The 21,962-nt window shown below is 58.0% G+C and carries 20 protein-coding genes; 12 read left to right on the forward strand and 8 right to left on the reverse strand.

The genetic code is table 11. From position 1 onward, the window contains the following. Positions 1–13: 13 nt before the first annotated feature. From PVA19_RS05735 to PVA19_RS05745, 3 genes are all read right to left on the reverse strand, one after another. Positions 14–850, reverse strand: coding sequence for a carbohydrate ABC transporter permease (locus tag PVA19_RS05735; protein ID WP_062424008.1), 837 nt, complete (start codon positions 848–850; stop codon positions 14–16). Beyond that, positions 847–1,707 (reverse strand): carbohydrate ABC transporter permease, encoded by an 861-nt coding sequence (locus PVA19_RS05740; protein WP_062424569.1) that lies wholly within the window; start codon positions 1,705–1,707, stop codon positions 847–849. The genes PVA19_RS05735 and PVA19_RS05740 overlap by 4 nt, the downstream gene beginning before the upstream one ends. A gap of 90 nt (positions 1,708–1,797) precedes the next feature. Beyond that, positions 1,798–3,069: an ABC transporter substrate-binding protein gene (locus PVA19_RS05745; protein ID WP_274101517.1), complete on the reverse strand. Its 1,272-nt coding sequence runs from the start codon at positions 3,067–3,069 to the stop codon at positions 1,798–1,800. 86 nt (positions 3,070–3,155) lie between these two features. On the opposite strand from PVA19_RS05745, the gene PVA19_RS05750 reads away from it, so the two are divergent. The 4 genes from PVA19_RS05750 to recX all read left to right on the forward strand — a co-directional run bounded on the left by PVA19_RS05750 (position 3,156) and on the right by recX (position 6,471). Continuing rightward, positions 3,156–4,049, forward strand: a complete 894-nt coding sequence (locus PVA19_RS05750; RefSeq protein WP_274101523.1) for a helix-turn-helix domain-containing protein — start codon at positions 3,156–3,158, stop codon at positions 4,047–4,049. A 212-nt stretch (positions 4,050–4,261) separates the two neighbouring features. Beyond that, the gene (locus PVA19_RS05755; RefSeq protein ID WP_062444964.1) at positions 4,262–4,492 is read left to right on the forward strand and encodes a helix-turn-helix domain-containing protein; all 231 of its coding nucleotides are present in this window, start codon (positions 4,262–4,264) and stop codon (positions 4,490–4,492) included. 184 nt (positions 4,493–4,676) lie between these two features. Beyond that, the gene (locus PVA19_RS05760) at positions 4,677–5,924 is read left to right on the forward strand and encodes an adenylate/guanylate cyclase domain-containing protein (RefSeq protein WP_062424004.1); all 1,248 of its coding nucleotides are present in this window, start codon (positions 4,677–4,679) and stop codon (positions 5,922–5,924) included. 1 nt (position 5,925) lies between these two features. Then, positions 5,926–6,471, forward strand: coding sequence for a recombination regulator RecX (recX, locus tag PVA19_RS05765; RefSeq protein WP_274101524.1), 546 nt, complete (start codon positions 5,926–5,928; stop codon positions 6,469–6,471). 8 nt (positions 6,472–6,479) lie between these two features. On the opposite strand, the gene PVA19_RS05770 is transcribed toward recX, so the two are convergent. The 4 genes from PVA19_RS05770 to cls form a co-directional block, all read right to left on the reverse strand. Beyond that, positions 6,480–6,866: a c-type cytochrome gene (locus PVA19_RS05770; RefSeq protein ID WP_274101525.1), complete on the reverse strand. Its 387-nt coding sequence runs from the start codon at positions 6,864–6,866 to the stop codon at positions 6,480–6,482. Between the two features lie 101 nt (positions 6,867–6,967). Continuing rightward, on the reverse strand, positions 6,968–7,498 hold the full coding sequence (locus tag PVA19_RS05775; protein WP_144620305.1) for a DUF992 domain-containing protein: 531 nt from the start codon (positions 7,496–7,498) through the stop codon (positions 6,968–6,970). Between the two features lie 320 nt (positions 7,499–7,818). Further along, positions 7,819–8,640 (reverse strand): endonuclease/exonuclease/phosphatase family protein, encoded by an 822-nt coding sequence (locus PVA19_RS05780; RefSeq protein WP_112519533.1) that lies wholly within the window; start codon positions 8,638–8,640, stop codon positions 7,819–7,821. A gap of 104 nt (positions 8,641–8,744) precedes the next feature. Beyond that, the gene (cls, locus tag PVA19_RS05785) at positions 8,745–10,205 is read right to left on the reverse strand and encodes a cardiolipin synthase (RefSeq protein ID WP_062423999.1); all 1,461 of its coding nucleotides are present in this window, start codon (positions 10,203–10,205) and stop codon (positions 8,745–8,747) included. 125 nt (positions 10,206–10,330) lie between these two features. Here cls and PVA19_RS05790 point away from each other — a divergent pair, with 125 nt between their 5' ends. From PVA19_RS05790 to scpA, 8 genes are all read left to right on the forward strand, one after another. Beyond that, complete coding sequence (locus tag PVA19_RS05790; RefSeq protein ID WP_274101527.1) at positions 10,331–11,635, forward strand: L,D-transpeptidase family protein; 1,305 nt, start codon at positions 10,331–10,333, stop codon at positions 11,633–11,635. After that, positions 11,632–11,865: a sulfurtransferase TusA family protein gene (locus PVA19_RS05795; RefSeq protein ID WP_274101528.1), complete on the forward strand. Its 234-nt coding sequence runs from the start codon at positions 11,632–11,634 to the stop codon at positions 11,863–11,865. Before PVA19_RS05790 ends, PVA19_RS05795 begins: the two co-directional genes overlap by 4 nt. 205 nt (positions 11,866–12,070) lie before the next feature. Then, positions 12,071–12,889 carry an N-formylglutamate amidohydrolase gene (locus PVA19_RS05800; protein WP_274101529.1) on the forward strand — a complete coding sequence of 273 codons (819 nt, stop codon included), beginning with the start codon at positions 12,071–12,073 and terminating at the stop codon, positions 12,887–12,889. Continuing rightward, on the forward strand, positions 12,886–14,760 hold the full coding sequence (locus PVA19_RS05805) for a flavohemoglobin expression-modulating QEGLA motif protein (RefSeq protein ID WP_274101530.1): 1,875 nt from the start codon (positions 12,886–12,888) through the stop codon (positions 14,758–14,760). Before PVA19_RS05800 ends, PVA19_RS05805 begins: the two co-directional genes overlap by 4 nt. 10 nt (positions 14,761–14,770) lie before the next feature. Then, positions 14,771–15,817, forward strand: a complete 1,047-nt coding sequence (locus PVA19_RS05810; RefSeq protein WP_062423995.1) for a glutathione synthase — start codon at positions 14,771–14,773, stop codon at positions 15,815–15,817. 101 nt (positions 15,818–15,918) lie between these two features. After that, on the forward strand, positions 15,919–16,812 hold the full coding sequence (locus PVA19_RS05815; RefSeq protein WP_274101849.1) for a DMT family transporter: 894 nt from the start codon (positions 15,919–15,921) through the stop codon (positions 16,810–16,812). 188 nt (positions 16,813–17,000) lie between these two features. Continuing rightward, positions 17,001–18,269 carry a GNAT family N-acetyltransferase gene (locus tag PVA19_RS05820; RefSeq protein WP_274101531.1) on the forward strand — a complete coding sequence of 423 codons (1,269 nt, stop codon included), beginning with the start codon at positions 17,001–17,003 and terminating at the stop codon, positions 18,267–18,269. 167 nt (positions 18,270–18,436) lie between these two features. Continuing rightward, on the forward strand, positions 18,437–20,578 hold the full coding sequence (scpA, locus tag PVA19_RS05825) for a methylmalonyl-CoA mutase (RefSeq protein ID WP_274101532.1): 2,142 nt from the start codon (positions 18,437–18,439) through the stop codon (positions 20,576–20,578). 239 nt (positions 20,579–20,817) lie between these two features. Here the strand turns inward: scpA and PVA19_RS05830 are convergent, their stop codons facing one another. Next, positions 20,818–21,636, reverse strand: a complete 819-nt coding sequence (locus PVA19_RS05830) for a DUF4167 domain-containing protein (protein ID WP_274101533.1) — start codon at positions 21,634–21,636, stop codon at positions 20,818–20,820. Between the last annotated feature and the right edge of the window lie 326 nt (positions 21,637–21,962).

The following is a 21,962-nucleotide window of genomic DNA, read 5'->3' on the forward strand; positions in this document are numbered from 1 at the left end:
GGCTCCTCCCGGATTACTTGACGGCGCCGGCTGAAATGCCGGCGATGAAGTGGCGTTGCAACACCACGAAGATGACGAGGATGGGCGCGGTCAGCAGCACCGCTCCGGCCATGATCCCGCCCCACGAAACCTTAGTGAGACCGATCAGCGTGCCGAGCGCCACGGGTGCCGTCATCATTCCTGGGCGGGAATTGATGAGCAGCGGCCAGAGATAGTTGTTCCACGAGGCGAGAAACAGAATGATCGAAAGAGCGGCCATGGTGGGACGCGCCAGCGGAAGCGCTATGCGCAGAAAGATTTGCCACTCTTTCACCCCTTCCACACGCGCGGCGTCGAACAGTTCGCCCGGCATCATGGAAAAGGACTGGCGCATGAAGAGCACGCCGAGCGAGTTGAAGAGTGGTGGGACGATCAGCGCCACCCATGTATTCCCGAGCTTGAACTCTCGGGCCACCATGATGAATTGCGGAATGACGACGACCGCATAGGGCAAGGTGATCGTGCCGATAATGATCGCAACCACCACCGAACGTCCGGCGAAGCGATAGCGCGCCAAGGCCCATCCAGCCATCGATGTCAGCATGACGGAGAGGACCGTGTAGATCACCGCCACCGTGATCGAGATGAACATCGCGCGCAGAAAATCGGTGTCTGCCTGCAGGTTCTGGAAGTTCTCGATGAAATGCGTCGACGGGATCAGCTCGATATTCGGACTGAAGATGCCGTAATCCGGCATGGTCGAGAAGACGAACATCATCCACAGCGGGAAAAGCCAGATCAGAGCGAGTGGCGTGAGCGCCGCGTGCAACGCGATTTTCTGCCAGAGAAGCGATCTCGATTTCGATCTCATTTCTGCTCCCTCCCGACCCAAAGATTGAAGAGCGATATGACGATGGCAAGGGCTGCAATCGTGTAGGCAATCGCCGAGGCATAGCCGAAGTTTAGCGAGGTGAAGCCCTGGCGGTAAAGGAAGATGCCGAGCGTCTCGGTGCCGCCACCCGGACCGCCGCGATTGGTGATGAGGAACGGTTCGGTAAAGAGCTGCATCGTGCCGATGACCGAAAGCACCATGCAGAAGATGATGATGGGTTTCAGAAGCGGCAGCGTGATGTGGAAAAACTGCTGGCGTTTGCTGACCCGGTCCAGCCGCGCCGCCTCATAGACGTCGCCGGGGATGGATTGCAGTCCAGCCAGGATGATGATGGCGTTGTAGCCTGCCCACCGCCACGTCACGGCAATGATGATCAGCGCCATGGCAGCCGTTGCATTGTCGAACCAGGAGATGGGCGAGAGACCGACATTCACGAGCATCTTGTTGATGATGCCGAAATCGGCACTGAACATCAGACGGAAGACGGCGGCGTAAGCGACCTCCCCCACGACGACCGGAGCGAAGAAGGCAAAGCGATAAAGCGGTCTTGCTTTCAGAAGCGGCGAATTCAGCAGCACGGCCATGATGGTGGCGAGTGCGATCATGATCGGCACCTGAATGACGAGAATGATCAGCGTGTTGTAGAGCGCATTGTAAAAGGCCGGATCGCCGATCAGGCGTCCCCAATTCATCGTCGGCGCGAAACGCCATGGATTGACGCGCGTGTTTTGGAACGACAGCAGAAACGAGTTGATAATCGGCCAGAGCCAGAATGTCGTGAAGATCAAGAGATAGGGCGCTAGAAACGCATAGGCGACCCTGGTTCTGATGGGCATCTTCACCTCCCGAACGATAATTTGCATGAGGGCTGAGCCTATCCGGGCGCCCCGTGCAAGGGGCGCCCGGCTCTGGTTCAGCTTGGGAGATCACTGTGCAGCGGGAAGACCCGTTGCGGATTCGATCTGCTTGGCGGCATCATCGAGTGCCGCCTTGGCGTCCGGGTAGCCGCCTGCCAGATATTTCGTCTGGACGGCGCGGTAGATGCCCTCCGCATCCGACTGGTAGGCCGTGCCTCTGCTTGGCTTGATCTTCGGCAGGGTCGCCAGAATATCCGTCCACACGGCCTGGCCGCCCCAATAGGGCTGCGGCTCCTTGACGAAGGGATCGTTGACGGCAGACAGAAGCGACGGAACGAGACCGAACGACTTCAGCATCATGACCTGGCCTTCATTCGTCGTCAGCGCGTAATCGACGAACTTCCAGGCCGCTTCCTTGTTCTGCGAAACGGAGCTGATGGCGAGCGACGAGCCGCCAAGGTTTGCCGCACGTGGACCATCTACCGTCAGGCTCGGCATCGGATAGACGCCCCACTTGCCGGACAAGTCCGGAGAGCCGGAGCGGATCGAGCCTTCATACCAGCCGCCATACATCTGGCTTGCGACCTTGCCGGCGGTATTGGCCTGGATCTTTTCATCCCAGATCGCCGCGGTGATGATGCCCGCATCCTTCATCTGTTTCAGCTTTTCAAGCGTCGCAACGCAGGCTGGCTGATTGATGGTGATGGACTGGCCATCTGTCGAAAAGTAACCGCAGCCCTGTTCGTTGGAGATCATGCGAAACCATTCGCTGTCGCCGTTGAAGTCGGCCTGCGTCATGACTACGCCGGGATTGGCCTCCATGACCTTCTTGCCGGCGGCAATGAAATCGTCCCAGGTCTTGATGGTGGCCGGATCGACGCCGGCCTTCTCGTAGAAGTCGCGGCGGTAGAAAACCGCCACCGGACCGGAATCCCACGGAACGGCGTAGGCAACGCCATCAACTTCCAGTTCGGTACGCTTGAATTCGGGGAAAAGCGCCTGCTTTTCAGCCGTGTAGCCAAGTGCCTTTACATCGGTGAAACAATCCGGGAAACGGCTCCAGAAGACTTCCGCCTCAAAGTTTTCAACGGTTACGATATCCGGCAAGCCTTCGCCACCGGCGGCGCAGGCGGCAAGCGCCTTGTCATAAACCTGGTTGTTGCCAAGATCCTGGACATCCACCTTGATGTCCGGATTGGCCTTGTTGAAGCCTTCCAAAGTGGATTTCAACGCCGATGCGGCGACGTTCCAGCTCCAGATCGTGATGGTGGTTTGGGCAGACGCGGGTGCAGCCGCAAGCAGGGCAAGCGATACCGCCACGCCCGTGATTTTAAAGCACATTGAAAACCTCCCTTTTTCAATTGCCGTTCTTAAGCGAACATGTGCAGAGTAGCGGGGTGGCGAAATCTGTCTCGTAAAATGGGAACGTGAATTTGTCGAAAAGTAAGATCGAGGAAAAAGCCGTCTATCAGCCGGGTGCAAGCAGCATCGAGGGTTGGCCCACGACGCTCCAGTTTTTCTACGCCCACCCACCCGTCATGCTGATGCCCCACTGGCACGCGCAGGTGGAAGTGAATTACGTCATGTCCGGCAGCGTTCACTATCGCATGGGCGACCACACGTTCCGTATGAGCGCGGGGCAGATGTGCCTCTTCTGGGGCGGACAACCGCATCAGATGGACGAATCCTCTGACGATTCCTTTTACGCCGGCGCACATCTGCCGCTCTTCCACTTCTTCCGCATGCGTCTTCCACCCGCCGTCTCCGCCATGTTGATGGGCGGTGCGACCATGCTGACGGAGGTGACGGGGAAGGCAGATGATGAAAACTTCGCCCGATGGCGGGATTATGCGAAGTCGGGTGACACCGCCAAGGCCGAGAATGCTGTCCAGGAACTGATCCTGCGTGTCGAGCGCATGTTCATGGAGCCTTACAATGTCATTTCCCCAGCCTCCTCGGCCTCAAAGACGACCAGTCAGGACAATGCCGCATCCGTTGCGGTGGCACGGATGTGCGATTTCATCGCCGCCAATTTTCTGGAAGATATTGACGCGACGGATATCGCCCGGGTGGCGAACCTGCACCCAAAATACGCGATGAACGTCTTTCGCAAGTCGACCGGCATGACGCTGATGAAGTATCTGACACTTCTCCGGCTCTCCCGCGCCCAGGCCATGCTCGTCAACGGTAAGGACAATATTCTCAGCATCGCGATGGAAAGCGGCTTCGGTTCGGTGAGTGCTTTTAACAAGGCCTTCCGCCAGATTGCCGGCATTCCGCCATCGGGGTTTCGCCGCGGCTCCAGTGGCTACTTCCAATGAGTTGCGAGACATCGCCATTGCAGGCCTGAGACAATCTGACAAAGGCATATTCGTTAATCGCAATTTAACTATTGCAAGCGCGGCAAAGATCACTATTTTCCCTGCTGCGCTGCAACATTCATCTCTCCTTTGCAGCGCAGTCGCATGCAATTCAACGCGACGGCATTCGCCGCCGGCACATTCAGTGTCCATTCTTCTAGGGAGATTTATTCATGACGATTTCCGTCTCGACACCTTTTACAGGACATGAAACCAGCGCCCCTTTTGCAGGCAAAATCGCCTCGGCGCGTAACGCTGCAGGTTATACGGTCGATCAGTTGGCCCTGACCTGCGGGCTGACCTCGCAGGAAATTCTGGCTCTCGAAACGGGCGCAGACAGTGATCCCTCGCGACTGAGACGCGTTGCGAACGCTCTTCAGCTTCCGTTGACCGCCGTTCTCTAAAACGATCCTTCAAGATCGAAAAAGGGCGCCTGCCGGCGGATGCCGCATGCAGGCGCCCTTTTTTATATCCAATATTTCTTATCCTCCCCGCCCTTCCATTTTCCGTTATGATGCACCAAATGCCCTGCATTGAAGTGGGAGCGCTGCCGCCTCTTCAATCACGCAAAGGCGGAGAGGCGAGCACATGGCTCTTGTGGAAACCGTAGATATTCCAAACCCAGTCGAAGAGAACGCGCTGTGGCCACATCAGCGAAGCGATGTGCTCGACTGGCTGGTGACTGGGACGAGCGATAACCGCTACATCGACAATATTTTCGTCGAGATGTGTGGGCGACTGAGAAGCCAAGGCATCTCGATTGCGCGGGCATCGATGAATTTTCTCGTGCAACACCCGCAATGGCGCGGCGCGCGCATCTTATGGAACCGAGGCGAGAAGGAAGCGGAGTTTGCGACCTATGCCTATGGTAGCGAAACCACGGCAGAATATCTGAACAGCCCGCTCTATGACATCCACAAGGGGGCGGACGAGGTCCGGCAGGCGCTTTATCTGCCAGGCCCGATCGATCCGGACTACCAGATCTATCGGGATCTTCGCGAAGAAGGCCTGACGGAATATGTCGCCTGGCCGCTTGAGCACACATTCGGCAAACGCCACGTGGTCACCTTTGCCAGCGATCGTGCGAACGGATTTCTCGAATCCGAGATCGAGCAGTTGAAAAGCCTGGTGCCTGCCATCTCTCTCGTCTCGGAAATACGGCTGAAGAACCGCATGGCCCGCACTTTGCTGGAAACCTATGTCGGCCCGCATGCCAGCCAGGAAATTCTGGAGGGCGCGACGCGAAGGGGTAGCGGCAATACGGTGAGCGCGGTGATCATGATCTGCGACCTGCGCGACTTTACACGCATCTCAGACCTTTGGCCGCGTGACGATGTGATCGAGTTGCTGAACGGCTATTTCGATGCGCTGGCGGAGCCGATCGAGAAGCACGGCGGCGAAATTTTGAAGTTCATGGGTGACGGTCTGCTCGCCATCTTTCCGTTGAACAATGCCGATGCAGGACCAAACCTCATCGCCGCCATTCGCGAGGCGCAGACTGCGCTTGAGGAATTGAACACCAGCAATATCGACAAGGGCCACGAGCCGTTCGGCTATGGGATCGGCGTTCATGTCGGCGATGTCATGTATGGCAATATCGGCTCCAAGAGCCGGCTCGATTTCACGGTCATCGGCCCGGCGGTCAATATTGCCTCGCGCCTTGAAACCCTGACCAAGACGGTTCGCAGACAAGTTCTGCTCTCCGAAGATTTCGTCGCAATGATCGACAACAAGAGCGAATTCGACAGCATCGGGCCGCAACTGCTGCGCGGCCTTGAGCATCCGGTGGGGGTCTACGCCTTGAAGAACCTGCCGCACGAGGCGTCGCAGACCTGAGATGAGTAACGAGCCGACCGAGACCGCTCCCACAAGCCGCATGCTGACATGGGCCAGGAACTCCACGATCTACCGTCTAGAAAGACGGATGATGACGGAGCGGCAGCTTTTCGATGCCATTTCCCGCAAGGCCAAAGAGAAATTCGACGACATCTCCGCAGAGCAGATCCGCGCTTTGGCCGACTCCGCGGTGCGGTTTGCCTATGAGATCAAGGCACTGGACGATAATGCCTTTGCCGAAATCACCACCCGCTCCGCGGTGCGCAGCGGAAAATCCAAGCGGGCGATCGCCCAGAAGCTCAATCAGAAAGGCATCAGCAAGGACATTGCAGAACATGCTCTTGAAGCGAGCGACGATCTTTACGCAGCCGTCGTGCTGGCACGTAAGAGACGGTTTGGTCCGTTCCGCCGTGAAGACGAGGTGGACGAGAAGCGGATGAACAAGGAAATCTCGGCTTTTGCCAGAGGCGGTTACAGCTTCGAGTTGGCGAGCCGCGTCTATTCGATGGCTCTCGGTGAGGCGGAAGACATTCTCGCCTCGCGTTGATAACTGGTTCAGGGAGCCGGTTTTGTCTTGAGATAGGCGATGATGTTGTCGATCTTCGTTTCACTCCACAGGCCGAAAAAACGCATTGCGGTGCGAGGCACCTTCTTCTTCGGGCTTGAGAGAAACTCCCGTAACGCCTCTTCATTCCAGACAAGACCGCCTGCTCCAGCATCCTTCATTGCCTGCGAGTAATGCGGATAGTCGGCAACGGAACCCGCCTGCCTTCCCACAACGCCCATCAGATGTGGTCCGAGACGCGTCCGGGGCGTATCGACGTTGTGACAGTTCGAGCATTTGCCAAAAGCGCGTTCACCCGCTGCCGGATCACCATCGGCATAAGCCCCGGTCGTAACAAGCAAGACGAGTGGAACGGCGAGCGACAAGATTGGCTTCATGGGATTTCTCTGGTCCGGTAACGAAAACGCCCTCCCCGCTATATAGCGAAGAGGGCGATTGTTGCTCATGCGGCATTTTGACGTGGCCGCGATGATGCCGATCAGCCGTTAGCTGGCGTCAGGGTCACGGATGTGCCGGTCGCAGCAAGGTTCAGACCAACCTGGCCGGTCACGCTGACAGTTTGCAGCTGGATCGAGCCGGCAGTACCGCCGACGAGGACGTTCGCGCCGATGCCGACGCCAACGGTGGCTTCAGCCGTTGCGCCCTGGTAGAGGCCGGAGAGCGAACCGCGGTGATAGCCGGCGGTCGGAGCGAACACTGCCCAGACAAGCTTACCCTGCGTGGTGAAGCCGAGGTCTACACCCATCTTGCGGATGACGCCCGTGTAGCTGTCGGTGCGGCGCGCGCCAACGGTGGACTTGAACGTGCATTCCAGTTCCTTGGCCGAACCGATCACGTAGCCAACACCGCCGCCAACGTCGCAGGTCAGATAGCCGATCTTAACGCCATTACGGTCATCGCTGTCCTGGTAGGTTTCGCGGTACGGCGCCAGATCGGCTGCGACTGCGCTAATCGGACCGCTCAGTCCAAGTGTCATGGCAGCAAAAGTAACGGCAAAAGTCTTTTTCATCTGTTTTCTCCTGTTTTATTCTGTGACCCAACAGCCCTGAAGTCTTTGTCGGACATTCAATTGCGCACACCCAAAATGGTTCCAACGATTTGATCCAAAGCCTTCAAGCAGGTGGAGAATCTCGTCCATCGCCCCAGCACCGATGATGGACTAGAAGTCCAATTGGGCGGGATGATGGCACCCAGATACCGCATCTTGGAGCCAAGCGTCAGTTGTCTCCATCGTGTCGACTGGGGAGTTGGACGTGGCGTTCGCAAAGCATCGCGCCCAGTGTCACGGAGCGGGCGCATCCTTGCGCGTTTGAAGGCGCGTGCACCGATCTAGCCAGCAGCGGACATCTTGAGAAGATCCGTATTGATCGTCGCTTTCAGCGGCAGGTGATCGGAGGCAACACGCGCCAGCGCGCTATCATGCGCTTCAACCTTCTCGATCATGCCTTCGCGATTGGAAATGATGCGATCAAGCGCGAGAACAGGAAGTCCGGAGGGAAAACTCGGCACCGCGGGCGGCAAAGTCCCAAAGGCCTCGCGGAAGGTATTGAGTGATGAGCCATTGCCCAGCCGCCACTCGTTCAAATCGCCCATCAACACGGTTGGCTGCGCTTCTCGCTTGTTCAGCAACTCCACCAGGGCTTTGGCCTGCTGAGCGCGTGAATGCCGCAGAAGTCCGAAATGCGCGGCGATGATGCGGAGTGTCCCCGCGAGTTTCAGGTCCAACTCCACTACGAGTGCGCCGCGCGGCTCTAACCCAGGCAGTTTGACCGTGTGAACATCGCGGACCGCGCCTTCGCGGAACAGCACGACATTGCCGTGCCAGCCATGCGCCTTGCTGGTACCGGCCACCTGCACCGGCGTCAGCCCGCACTCACGTTCGAGCCGCCCGAGATCGAGCAGGCCCGTCCGCTCGCCAAATCGACTATCGGCCTCCTGGAGCGCGACGACGTCGGCTCGCAACTCGTGAATGACCTTGCATATGCGATCAGGATCAAACTTGCCGTCGCGACCGATGCATTTGTGCACATTGTAGGAGGCCACGACCGGAGAGGTCTCCTCGATCGAGACCTCGTCTATACAGCGCCGGTTCTTGCGGTTGCGCAGCGACGAGATGAAAACTGCAGGGAGACTATCGTTTTTCGGTCGCATCGTTTTCCTGTCGTAAGCGCCGCGCGTCTTTGGGACGCACAAGGGACGCTCTAGTTCCTTCAATCGACGCATGGTCGCGTCATGGGTTCAACCCGATGCCGATGTCAAAGGTAAGGCGAGGCCAACCACAATATCCGTTCCGTCAGACGAACGAGGAACGGCCTTGCTCTCAACTCTTCCAGCTTCACCGGCGTTGCATTCTCGAGTGCCAGACCTATTCGCTCCGACACCGTGTTCGCAAAGCCTTCATCCAGAACTTCCATATCCACCTCAAAGTTCAATCGAAGTGATCGAGGATCGAGATTTGACGAGCCGACATAGGACCAGCGATCATCGATCACCAGAAGCTTGGAGTGATTGAATTGGCCGGTGGCGCGCCATATGCGGCAGTAACTCCTCAGCAACTGGTCGAACTGTGCCGTCATGGCACGATCGACCAGCATCAGGTTGTTGGTCGCCGGAACGATGATATCCACCGCGACGCCTCGACGCGCGGCCGTCGTCAGGGCGGAAATCAGTTCGCGATCCGGCAGGAAGTAAGGCGACATGATGCGGATCGAGGACCGCGCGATGGAGAACGCACCCATCAGCATCTTGTGGCTCGTCTCGATGCTGTTGTCCGGTCCGGAGGCCACCGCGCGCATCAGGATCGGCTGACCGGGAACGCCGTCAGGAATGGTGATATCCCACACAGGTCCGTCCAGACGCTCACCGCTTGCAAAGCGCCAGTCCTCGGCTGCGACCGTGAAAAGATCGGCGACGATCGGCCCCTGGACCTTGAAATGCGTGTCGTGCGACTGCTTGTCTCCATGGAACTCGCGGGTGAAGCCTTCGCGAATATTCATGCCGCCGGTAAAGGCGATCTTGCCGTCGACGATCAGGATCTTGCGGTGCGTACGCAGATTGGCATAGGGCAGCCGCAGCCCCATGATCACATTGCCATTGAAGACCGCGGATTTGATTTCTTCCAGCCGCAGTTTGGAGAGGATGCTTGGTACTGAGTATCGCGCGCCGACAGCGTCGACCAGCACACGAACCTCGACACCCCGTTCCTTGGCGCGGGCGAGTGCTGCGACGACGCGAAGCCCGATCCGGTCGTGATCAAGAATATAGGTTTCCAGGATGATCGACCGGCGCGCGTGACCGATGGCGTCAAGCATGGCCGCATAGGCCTCGTCTCCATCGGACAGGGTCTCGATGGTATTGCCTGTGGTCAGCGCCGCACGCGTCACCCGGTCACCCACGGTCTTCATTGCCACAAAGCGTCGGCCGAAACGCTCGACGACCAGGGCGTTGTCCGCGTCGAACCGCGCCACCCTGTCCATGATCGTGCCATGCATCAAAGACCGCTGTTGCCCAAGGTTGCTGCGCCTGATCCGGTTGATGCCGGCAATGGCATAGAGCAACGCGCCAATGATGGGAGACAGCACGATCACGCCGACCCAACCGAGGGCGGATCGTACTTCCTGTTTGGTCATTGTGGCATGGACCGCAGCCACGGTCCCCATGACAAGCGAGAGCAGTGCGAGAACGTGGGGCCAGTAGGCTTCGAACAATGCGATCATGACCTGAATATAGCGATCAAGAGCCAAGCCGCAACGACCTGAATCACGAGAGAAAACAACTGACTTGTAATCAAATTCAATTTACCTTACGAGCATTAGACATCATGCAAATCGGTATGACGCCCATGCGTTTGAGACACATCGCTCTTCTTGCCTGCGCCGGTCTAATGCTTGCGGGCTGTAACGAAACGCTCGAAACCGTCGAGCGTGACGTGTCTCATGTCAAAAACAAGGTCGATTATCCCCTCGCCCCCACCATCCTTGCCGAGATGGACAAGAAGAACATGGATCGCAATGCGCCGATCATGATTCGCATCTTGAAGGAAGAAGGCAAGCTGGAAGTCTGGAAGGCGCGACGCGACAACCGGTTCGAGGTGATTGCGTCCTACGATATCTGCGCTTGGTCCGGCAAACTCGGACCGAAGGTCAAAGAGGGGGACAGGCAGGCGCCTGAGGGATTCTACAACCTTTCTCCCGGCCACATGAATCCCTATTCGAACTACTATCTTTCGATCAATACCGGCTTCCCGAACCGCTACGACCAGGCGAACGGCCGCAACGGCACGAACCTGATGATCCATGGCGCGTGCTCGTCATCGGGCTGCTACTCCATGACCGACGCGCAGATGCTGGAGATCTATGCCTTCGCGCGCGACGCCTTCAAGGGTGGCCAGAAGACGATCCAGCTTCAGGCGCTGCCATTCCGCATGACCGCGGAAAACATGGCGCGCCACCACAAAAGCGAGAATTACGAATTCTGGAAGATGCTGAAGGTCGGCTACGATCATTTCGAAGTCACCAAGCGTCCGCCCGAAGTGAATGTCTGCGAGAAGAAATACGTCTTCAATCAGCAGGCACAGGGTGGGCAGTTCAACGCTGCTGCAACCTGCCCCGCCATGAGCACGCCGCCGGCCCTCGCCAGCACAATGGTCAGCTACAACAAGACCTACGACCTTGCCTACGACAAGGCGATGAAGAAGTTCGACGGCATGGTCTGGTATGATCCGACCGAGGCCGAGCGCAAGGTTCTGGTTGCAGAAAAGCGCAAAGGTCGCGAACCGGCTTACGCGCCGACCGGCTCGGCGCTGAAGGCCGGTAAGCTGATGAAAGAAACCGAATTCGCCGCACTGATGGAAAAGAAGGCCGCAAAGGGGATTTCCGCAACCGGGGCAACCGCCATTGCCTCGGCCTCTGGTTCGGCACCGCGCACGACCGCTCCGGCCTCTCAGCCAACACCATCTCAGCCTGCGGTCGCTGCCCGCCCGACATCCGTCATGCTCGCGGCCGCGGCACAGGTTCAGACGCATCCAGCACCAGCGGCAGCGACGCAGGCCATCCCCGTTCCCGCCGTCAACCCGCTCGCATTCAGCGCAACGGCACAGGAAGAACCGGCAAAGAAACCGTTCTGGAAGTTCTGGGCCAAGGAGTGACCTTGGCAACCGATGCCGTTTTTGATCTGAGGGGGCTGAAATGCCCTCTTCCTGTTTTGCGCAGTCGCAAGAAGCTTTCCGCCATGCTTTCTGGTGAAGACCTGGTTGTCGAGACGACCGACCCTCTGGCGGTCATCGATATTCCGCATATGTGCCGGGAAGATGGTCATACTCTTCTCGAGACAATCAAGACCGTGGACGGCCACCGGTTTTGCATTCGCCGAGGTTGAGCGCGTAAGCTGCTCTTAAAAGCATGATTAACGCAAAACTGTACAGCGGTTTGCGATACCGACATGCGACAAAACAAAAGCTTAGAGCGTCAGAAGCGAATCTGAAGGATCGCGACACGTCTTAGGCCGTTCCATGATCCAATAGAGGTATCCTGGAACCAACATTCGCGCTTTCGTGTTTCCCACCCGAGTTCATGAGGGGAAAATGACGGAAAACGGCGCAAGTCCCAACACATCAAAGAGACAAATCTGGTCGGCGTCATTTGGCAGCTCACCGATCATTGGCACCGCGATCCATGACGGTCATCTCCTGCGCGATGATCTCCTCGATACGATGGCGCTTTCCGATGAAGAACGGCTCTATGAGGAAGATCCCTATACCGGTGAGATGATCGGCGGCCTGACAAACAGGATCATCGGGCAGCGATCGCGCTTCGAGATCGACCTCAATCGTGCAAGGGACGCCGCGATCTATCTCACGCCGGACCAGTCCTGGGGGCTGGAGGTCTGGCGCGCGCGTCCATCCGACGCCGCCATTGCCGCGTCTCTCTCCGTGCACGACGACTATTACGCGATGCTGTCTGCCTTTCTGGATCGGATCGAAAGGTCACATGGTCGCTTTATTCTGTTGGACGTTCACAGCTACAATCACCGCCGCCAGGGCGCCGATGGGCCTGTCACTGCGCAGGAAAAGGCGCCCGACATCAACATCGGCACCATCTCTATGGATCGCGGCCGCTGGGCCTTTGCGGTGGACGCCGTGATGGAGCACTTTGCCTCTGCTGAGATCGGTGGCCGCAAGCTGGACGTTCGTGAAAATGTTGCATTTCAGGGACGCGGCGAACAAACGCGGTTCGTTCATGAGACCTATCCGGACACCGGATGTGCCATTGCCATCGAGTTCAAGAAGATCTTCATGGACGAGTGGACCGGAGAACCGGATACACGGGTAATCGCCGATATTCGCCGCACGATGAACGCGTTGGAAACGCTGCTTGAACGGTTGCTGCGAGAGAGCCAATGAGCAGTGTCTCCCCGATCAAGCAGGCAAAAGAAGAGCCGCTGCTGTCGCAAATCTCAACTGCTTTGTCTGAGGGACAGGCGATCCGCAAGGATGTCGGCAAGGATGGTCGTCTTCATATCGACAGGCCGCTTCCGTTCCTGTGCCTGCACTTGACCTACGGAACAAAGAACCTTGCCGCGCGCGACATTGCCTCTGCCAATGCATCCTACCTCATCGCCTCGAGCTTGAGCGAAGCCGCACCGATCATCCAGGCGATTGGCAATGAGATGGTCAAGCGCTTCGGCGCCTTCGTCGTTCTCGATATCGGTGAACTGGAGCACGATATCCTGTTGGCTGACGACTCCCCCTTCCTGCCGCATTACGAAGTTGCCGTTTCCGCGACTACGGAACCCGAGACGCAGAATGCCCGAAAAGCCTTCATCAAGGCGATTTGCGATGCCGAGATACGGTTCCGCACCCCGCGCATCACGCGGCCGGAACCCGCACAGGATCCGATCTTGCGGCTGAGAGAGGCTGGTATTTCTTTCCCCTGCATCAGCGTTCGCTTCGCGCCCATCTATCGTCAGCCGGAATCAGGTACCGACTATCCCGGTCTTCGCGAAACCATGATTGCCGATCTTTTCGATGCAGGGCTTCGTGCTTTCTCAGCCTTCGCGACAGAAACGAACACGCTGAACATCACCACCCATCGGGCGCTCGGGCGAAAAGCGTTTGTCGATGCGGTGCGTCGTGCCGATCGCTCGGTTGATGAAATCGCTCAGTCCTTCGATTTCCTCCTGTCGGTGACGCCGATAAACGCGCGCCAGGCCTTCGAGGAATTCAAGCAAAGCGATTTTGAGTATGCGCCGCATTTCCTCTATCGCCCGCTGGGGGTCGATGTTGAAGAGCAGAAGCGCAAGCTCTATTCGGTCGCCTTCGACCATCTGGAAGACCCGGTCCTCTATCATCTTTACCGCGAAAAGCAGCAGGAGATCGACCTGCAGCTGACGATGCTCGCCCACTTGCACAAGCGGCAATATACCGATTTTGGCCGTGCGCTTTACAGTTCGGTCGAACCGGAACTACTAACCCTCGCGCTCGATGTTCTCGCGCGTTGTAAGATGCCTGCCAATGAAGATGATATCCCGATGGTCGGCTGCTACGAAGTTGCGCAAAAGGCCCGCGAGATGGTCGACGCCTATCATCAGGAGGAGGCGAGCTTCAAGGCGCGCGTCGAAATCCGTGATGACCTTCCGCCGGGTCTGATGGTGACCGGCGAAAAGCTGCTGATTTCCCGCCACACGGTGATGGAGCAGCGCCGCCTCGACGCCTTGCTACACCACGAGATCGGGGTCCACCTGCTCACCTACTTCAACGGTTCGGCTCAGGGCCTTCGGCTCTTTCGCAGCGGCCTCTCCGGCTATGAGGGCGTGCAGGAAGGCTTGGCTGTGCTGGCCGAACATCTTTCGGGCGGCATGACACGCCAGCGCCTTCGCCTCGTCGCCGGACGCGTCGTCGCCTGTGCTGCCATGCTCGATGGGGCAAGTTTCGTCGAGACCTATCGACTGGTCACGGATGAGCATCATTTTGATCAGGCGAATGCCTTCAACATGGTGCTGCGCGTCTATCGCGGCGGCGGGCTACCGAAAGACGCCATCTATCTTCGTGGGTTGAGCGAAATCCTCCACCATCTTCGTAAAGGCGGCGCTCTAGATCCCTTCTGGATGGGCAAGATTTCGGCGGCTCATTTCCCCATCATGCAGGAGCTTTCGCTCCGCGGCCTGCTGCGGCCGCCCGGCATCCGGCCGGCCTTTCTCTCACTGACACGCGCCAATGAACGGCTCGAAAAAATACGATCAGGACTTTCCATCGCCGAAATGGCCACGCTTTAAGGAGGGGACCATGCGCCTAGCGTTCTTTGTCAATTCAATCGAAGGCGAACATCCAAGCTACGCCACAGGGCTTCTGGCCATGGCCGCGCTCAATCGCGGCCACGAGGTCATCTATCTGACGCCTGGGGACTTCACCTTGCGCCCGGATGACACGCTTGTCGTCCATGCGCTGGTCATGCCGAAGCAAAAATACAAGAAGGTGGAGGCTTTCCACGCAGCTCTGCAGGAACGGCAATTGCAGCGCGAGACGATCGATATCGAAGAGATCGACGCGCTGATGCTGCGCAACGACCCCTCGCTCGATCAGACCGCGCGGCCTTGGGCCGTACACTCCGGCATTCTCTTCGGACGACTGGCGGAGCAGCGAGGCGTAATTGTTCTCAACGATCCGGAAGGTCTGGCGCTGGCCCAGAACAAACTCTACTTCCAAAGCTTCCCTGAGATCGTTCGTCCGACAACGCTGATTTCGCGCAACGTTGAGGAAATTCGCGCTTTCGCCGATGCCCACCCCAAGGGCGTCATCGTCAAACCCTTGCAGGGTTCCGGCGGCAAGAACGTTTTCAAGATCGGCTCGTCCAAGGAAACCAACCTGAATCAGATATTCGAGGCGGTCAGTATCGAAGGCTATCTCATCGCCCAAGCTTATCTGCCCGCGGCAAAGAGCGGCGATATCCGCTTCTTCATGATGAACGGCAAGCCTTTGATGCGTGACGGGGCCTATGCCGCACTTCGTCGTGTTCCGGCCAAGGGCGATCTTCGTTCGAACATCCACGCCTCCGGCACGGCGGAAGCGGTCGAGGTCAATGACGATGTGCTCGCCCTTGCCGAAATGATGCGACCGAAGCTCGTTGAGGACGGCATGTTCCTCGTCGGCCTCGATATCGTCGGCGACAAGATCCTTGAAGTGAATGTCTTTTCCCCTGGCGGCCTCGGCCATATTCGCGAACTCACGAATGTGGATTTCACCGATACCGTCATCGAGGCAGTGGAGAAGAAAGTCTCCATGCAGGCGGCCTCAGCCGGCATGTTGAGCAACCGGCTGCTGGCAACGCTATAATGCGACTTGCGGCACCATCATTCGGGAAAATCCATTTGACCGAATCCAGGGCCTTGCCTAACTGTTCCGGCATCATCCCTCTTGCCGGAACGATCCTTGCCATGAAACCGGGCCAACTCGCCGCCTATCTCTTTCTTGCCGTGGCGTGGGGCTTCTCCTTCATGCTCGTGCTTCATACGGTCGGCGCTTTTGGCTGGGTGGGGGCCGTCTCGCTCAGATGCTTCATCGCCAGCATCACGCTCTATCTCGTCGCCAAGGCAATCGGCCGTCACCTGGATTTCTCCGCCGGATGGCGCGCCTTCGCGATGGTGGGGGCAACGACCGTTGCCGGCCAGCTGATTGGCCTCTCTTACGCCACAGCACTGATCGGTACGGCAATGGCCGCCATTCTCGTCGCCAGCATCCCGCTGTTTTCCATGCTGATCGGCCAGTTCTGGGGCCTGGAGAAGATATCCGCGCAGTCGCTTCTCGGTATTGCTTTCGGTATCCTCGGCATCGTTATCCTGGTGGGCTTCCCTGCGGTTCCGGTCACTCAAGCATTCGTGCTCGGCTGCATTTCCTGCATGCTCGGCTGCCTCTGCGCCGCCTTCGGCAGCAATTATGCCAGCCGCTACCTGAAAGGCACCGGCTCTTGGGAAATCACCATCGGCTCGTTCTTCGCCGGTGGCGTCGTTACTTTGCCCCTGTTTGCCGTGGTGCCGATCACCACCATGCCGTCTCTCCTCGATATCGGCTACCTCTTCGCCCTCGCCATATTGATGAGCGCGCTGACCTACATCACCTATTTCCGCCTGGTCGCCACGATCGGCGCGACAAAAACGATCAGCGTGGAATTCGTGGTGACCGTCATTGCCGTGTTCATCGGCGCATTTTTGCTGGATGAGCCGCTATCGGTAGCGCAATTCGTCGGGGCCGGTATCATCATCATCGGTTGCGCTCTGGTGCTCGGCGTTCTTCCTCCCCGCAAACGCGCGCCTATCGTTCCAGATTTATGATCATATGCGAATATTTCGTTTTAGACGGCCCTCAACATTCGCGCGATTTCGATATATGATGAGGATGTTGTGATAAATGTGCGCGCCCGAGGATTTGTCGCCGGTCCCTTTTGCCTGAAACCAATTAAAGTACTGAAGCTGCTTTGGCTTTTATGGTAATCCTACATCCAGCAATGGTATAGAAAAGCATGGCAAGCGACCCAAACAATCCGGATTTCAGCGAAGATCGATTCGCCATGGTGAAGACCTCCGCTGACCTGGAGCGACCTGAGGCCGATAGCAGTATCCGCGTCGGTCGCGAGGGTCGCGAATTTTGCATCTATCCCGCCCAGCTCGGTTATGACCTTCAGGAAGAACTCGATTTCCTGTCCAATCGCGTCATGGAGCCGAACGTCTTTTTTACCGGGCGACTGCTCGCACCAGCCATGCCGCGCATCGATGACCGTTCCGTTCGCTTCGCTCTGATGCGGGATGAAAATGGCACGCGCAGCCGCATGCGGTTTCTCATGCCTTTTACCGTCGAGAAGCCTGGCTTCTCCGTCGGCCCATCCATCTTGCGGGCCTGGGCCAATCCGTTTGGTCCGCTCGGAACGCCGCTTGTCGACATCGAGGGCGCAGGCGAAACGATCGACAATCTCATCGATGCCCTGATGCAGGCGGAACTGAGACTGCCCAAAGTGCTCGTCCTTCCGCTGGTGCGGCTGAATGGCCCCTTCGTGCGGATGATCCGAACGATCGCCATGACCCGCAACCTTCCGGTTGCGACCGCAGAACGTGACAGACGACCGCTTCTGGAAAACGGTCCGGATGCTGACAGCTTTCTCCACAACCGGCTTTCGTCCGACGAGCGCGCGTTTCTGAAGGCGAAATGGTCTGATCTTGAAGCAATGGGAGAGGTCACCTACGACGTCGCCCGTCAGGCGCGTGACGTGCGCATGCGGATGGAGGAGTTTCTGGCGCTCGAGGCGCATGGCGCGAGTAACCGCAAGCGCAATGCGCTCGTTACCGATCGCTACCGCACCGCCTTCGCCCGCGAAGCCATCAACAACCTGGCAGAAATCGACTCCGCGCGTATTCATACGCTGAACCTCAACGGTGAAGCTATCGCCTCTGTCGTCATCCTTATGGCCATGGGCGAGGCCTATATCTGGAAGGCAGCGTTCAACGCGCGCTACGCCAACTATATGCCGGAGCGGCTTCTTGCCCATCGGCTGACCGAATGGCAGCTTGACGATGCCAACATCATTCGCACCGACAGCTGCGTTGCAGACGACGAGCTGCCCGTGAACCAATTGTGGGGCACGGATGCCGAGATGGGAACGCTGGTCATCGGCCTTTCGGAAAACAGCGACCGTGACGTGCGTCAGGTAGCAGCGCAGGTGCACATGTACCGAAATACCCGCAATCTGGCCAAGGCACTGCGCGAACGCATCATGTCGCTTGGACGCAAGGCATAGACTTGTTCGATCGTAGCGGTTGTTAATTCATCGATTGCTTTCTAACCTGTACATTCAGCCGCATTCAGATGCGACCGGATGGAGAGATGAACGTTTTTGTCTTTGCAGGAGTGGCGCCCGGAAGGGCGCGGCCACCGGCGCAGGACATAACGCAACGGGAGACAGGCATGACGGAGGAAAAGTCGGTGATGGATTGGGAGAAACTGGCAGAGAAAGAACTCAAGCGGTCCCCCGACACATTGACCTGGCAGACCCCCGAGGGCATTGCCGTCAAGCCGCTCTACACCGCGCAAGACCTGGAGAAGGTCTCCCACCTCGATAGCCTGCCGGGGTTCAAGCCCTTCGTCCGTGGCCCACGGGCGACGATGTATGCGGGTCGCCCCTGGACGATCCGCCAATATGCCGGCTTCTCGACTGCTGAAGAATCGAACGCGTTCTACAAGCGCAATCTGGCCGCCGGTCAAAAAGGCCTTTCCGTCGCCTTCGATCTTGCCACCCATCGCGGCTATGACAGCGACCACGAGCGCGTGGTCGGGGATGTCGGCAAGGCGGGTGTCGCGATCGATTCCGTCGAGGACATGAAAATCCTGTTTGACGGCATTCCCTTGAAGGACATGTCGGTTTCCATGACGATGAATGGTGCAGTGATCCCGATCCTCGCTTCCTTCATCGTCGCCGGGGAAGAACAGGGATGCGCACGCGCCGAGCTTTCCGGCACCATACAGAACGACATTCTCAAAGAATTCATGGTGCGCAACACCTATATCTACCCGCCGGAACCCTCGATGCGGATTATTGCCGACATCATCGAATATACGGCGCGTGAAATGCCGCGCTTCAATTCCATCTCCATCTCCGGCTATCACATGCAAGAAGCCGGCGCGACGCTGGTGCAGGAACTGGCCTTCACGCTGGCAGATGGTCGCGAATATGTGCGGGCCGCTCTGAAGAAGGGGCTGAACGTCGACGATTTCGCTGGCCGCCTCTCCTTCTTCTTCGCCATCGGCATGAATTTCTTCATGGAGGCAGCGAAGCTTCGCGCTGCCCGCCTGCTCTGGTCGCGGATCATGGAAGAGTTCAATCCGCAAAAGGCATCCTCAATGATGCTGCGCACCCACTGCCAGACCTCCGGCGTGTCGCTTCAGGAGCAGGACCCGTTCAACAACGTTATCCGCACGGCCTATGAGGCGCTCTCCGCCGTGCTTGGCGGCACGCAATCGCTTCACACCAATGCACTCGATGAGGCGATGGCGCTGCCGACCGATTTTTCCGCGCGCATTGCCCGGAACACCCAACTCATTCTCCAGCACGAAACGGGTGTCACCAAGGTGGTCGATCCGCTGGCGGGCTCCTACTATGTCGAGAGCCTGACGAACGAGCTTGCTGAAAAAGCCTGGGCTCTCATCGAAGAGGTGGAGCAACTGGGTGGCATGACCAAGGCCGTCGATGACGGTTTGCCGAAGCGGTTGATCGAGGAGGCTGCGACAAAGCGCCAGGCCGCCGTCGACCGCGGCGAAGAGATCATCGTCGGCGTCAACAAGTTCCGTCTGGAAAATGAAGAACCGCTCGACATTCTGGATATCGACAACTCCGCGGTTCGGGCGTCCCAGATCAAGCGCTTGGAAAGCGTGCGACGCCAGCGCAACCCGAAGGATGTCGAAAAGACCTTGGCGACGCTTTCGGACGTTGCACGCACGGGACAAGGAAATCTGCTTGAAGCGGCTGTCGAAGCAGTGCGTGCGAGGGCGACCGTCGGTGAGATTTCCGACGCCATGCGCGCAATCTTCGGAGATCATTTGGCCGTCCCGGAAGTCGTCCACGATGTTTATGGCGCCGCGTATGAGGACGATCCGGAATTTGCCACCTTGCGCAACCGGATTGGCGAACTGTCGAGCAGCGTCGGTGGCAAACCGCGGATGATGGTCGCCAAGCTCGGCCAGGATGGGCACGACCGCGGCGCAAAAATCATCGCATCCGCCTTCGGCGATATCGGCTTTGATGTGCTCGCAGGGCCGCTCTTCCAGACGCCTGAGGAAGCGGCCGATCTCGCGGTCAAGAACAAGGTGCATGTGGTTGGCATGTCATCGCTTGCTGCGGGCCACAAGACGCTTGCGCCGCAGCTTGTCGAAGCGTTGAAGGCCAAGGGCGGAGAGAACATCATCGTCATCGTCGGCGGCGTCATTCCGCGTCAGGACTACGAGTTCCTGCTGGACCACGGTGTGGCTGCGGTCTTCGGCCCTGGCACCAACGTATTGGAAGCCGCCCGCGCGGTTATCGACCTGATGCAGGGGCGTTTGCGTAACGCGTGACTGCGACACACCAACCCTAATATCGAACCAAGTGTTGGGCCTATGCGTAGACTTTGAAGCGCCATGCGTTCTGTTGGACGCACAAAGGACGCTTTACCTTTTTGAATCGACACATCGTGCTTCCGAAAATCGAGTCCGGTTTTCGGGCAGATGCTGTAGGGATGCCCTCGGCATCTCAACAAAAAAGCGATGGATTTCCACCCATCGCTTTTTCTTTTTCTCAATGTGAAAGGGCAGCCTTACTCGGCAGCCTTCTCCAATTCGGAAGGCTGTTCGCCTTCTGCCTCTTCGGCGCCTGCCGTGCGACGTGGGCGGCGAGGACGCGGGCTGGTGCTGCGCGTGCGGCGCGGTGCGCGCTCGCCTGCACCGGCTTCAGCCTGGGCTTCCTCTTCAACAGCCACTTCCTTTGGCGTGCCTTCGATCACGGGCTGCGGTGCAGAGCTTGCATCGTAAACCGGCGCGATGACAACGGCTTCTGCGCCCTCTTCGGCCTGCGCTTCGCGCGGCTGACGTTCAGGGCGATTTGGACGCTCGCGGCGATCGCGACGCTCACCACGGTCCGGACGATCTTGCCGTTCTTGACGCTCTGGCCGCTCTTGGCGCTCCTGACGTTCGGGCTGGTCCTGACGCTGCGCGCGCTGTTCGTTCTGCTCATGCGCGACGGGCAGCACAACGACGACGTCGTCATTGTCATTGCCGTCCATATCGTCGCCGTCACGATCATTGCCGTATTCGCCGCGATCTTCGCGCTGGAAACGTTCCTGCATCTGCGCCTGGGCGGATGCGATGATACGGTTATAATGTTCGGCGTGCTGCAGGTAATTTTCCGCCATGACGCGGTCGCCGGAGCTTTGAGCATCACGTGCGAGCGCGGCGTATTTTTCCGCAATATGCTGGGCAGTGCCGCGAATCTTCACATCGGGGCCGGAACTATCATAGGTTCTGGTCAGCGGATTTCCACCTTTACGGTTGAAATTGTTATTGTTTCCGCCGCCATTATTATTGTTGTTGTTATTATTACGCCCCCGGCCGCGCTTGTTTTGCTGTCCTGGCCTCATCAATTGCTCACCTGAATTCTGTTGTGCTGACAATTATCGTTTTTCGATGCGATCCGGCAAGGAATTAGCCCTCTCCTGAACCGCGACCATTACGCGTCCTGCTCTCACAAGAGACAAGACTTCGCGTTTGCCGACCTGATGCGCATATGCTGCATCTAGCCGCTTGCGAACAAAGTTTCCTGAATCACATGCCGGAAATGCCCAGCCTTTCAGAGTTCTCCAAGAGAACCCGCTTCGGGACTGATCCAAACCCTGACGAATCTTATTTCGCCCTCAGCCACCCGGCATGTGGCCGCAAACTAGCCCGCTTCCTGCGGAAATCCAAG

The sequence above is a fragment of the Agrobacterium sp. CNPSo 3708 genome (genome assembly GCF_028674915.1).
GTDB classification, from domain to species: domain Bacteria; phylum Pseudomonadota; class Alphaproteobacteria; order Rhizobiales; family Rhizobiaceae; genus Agrobacterium; species Agrobacterium cavarae.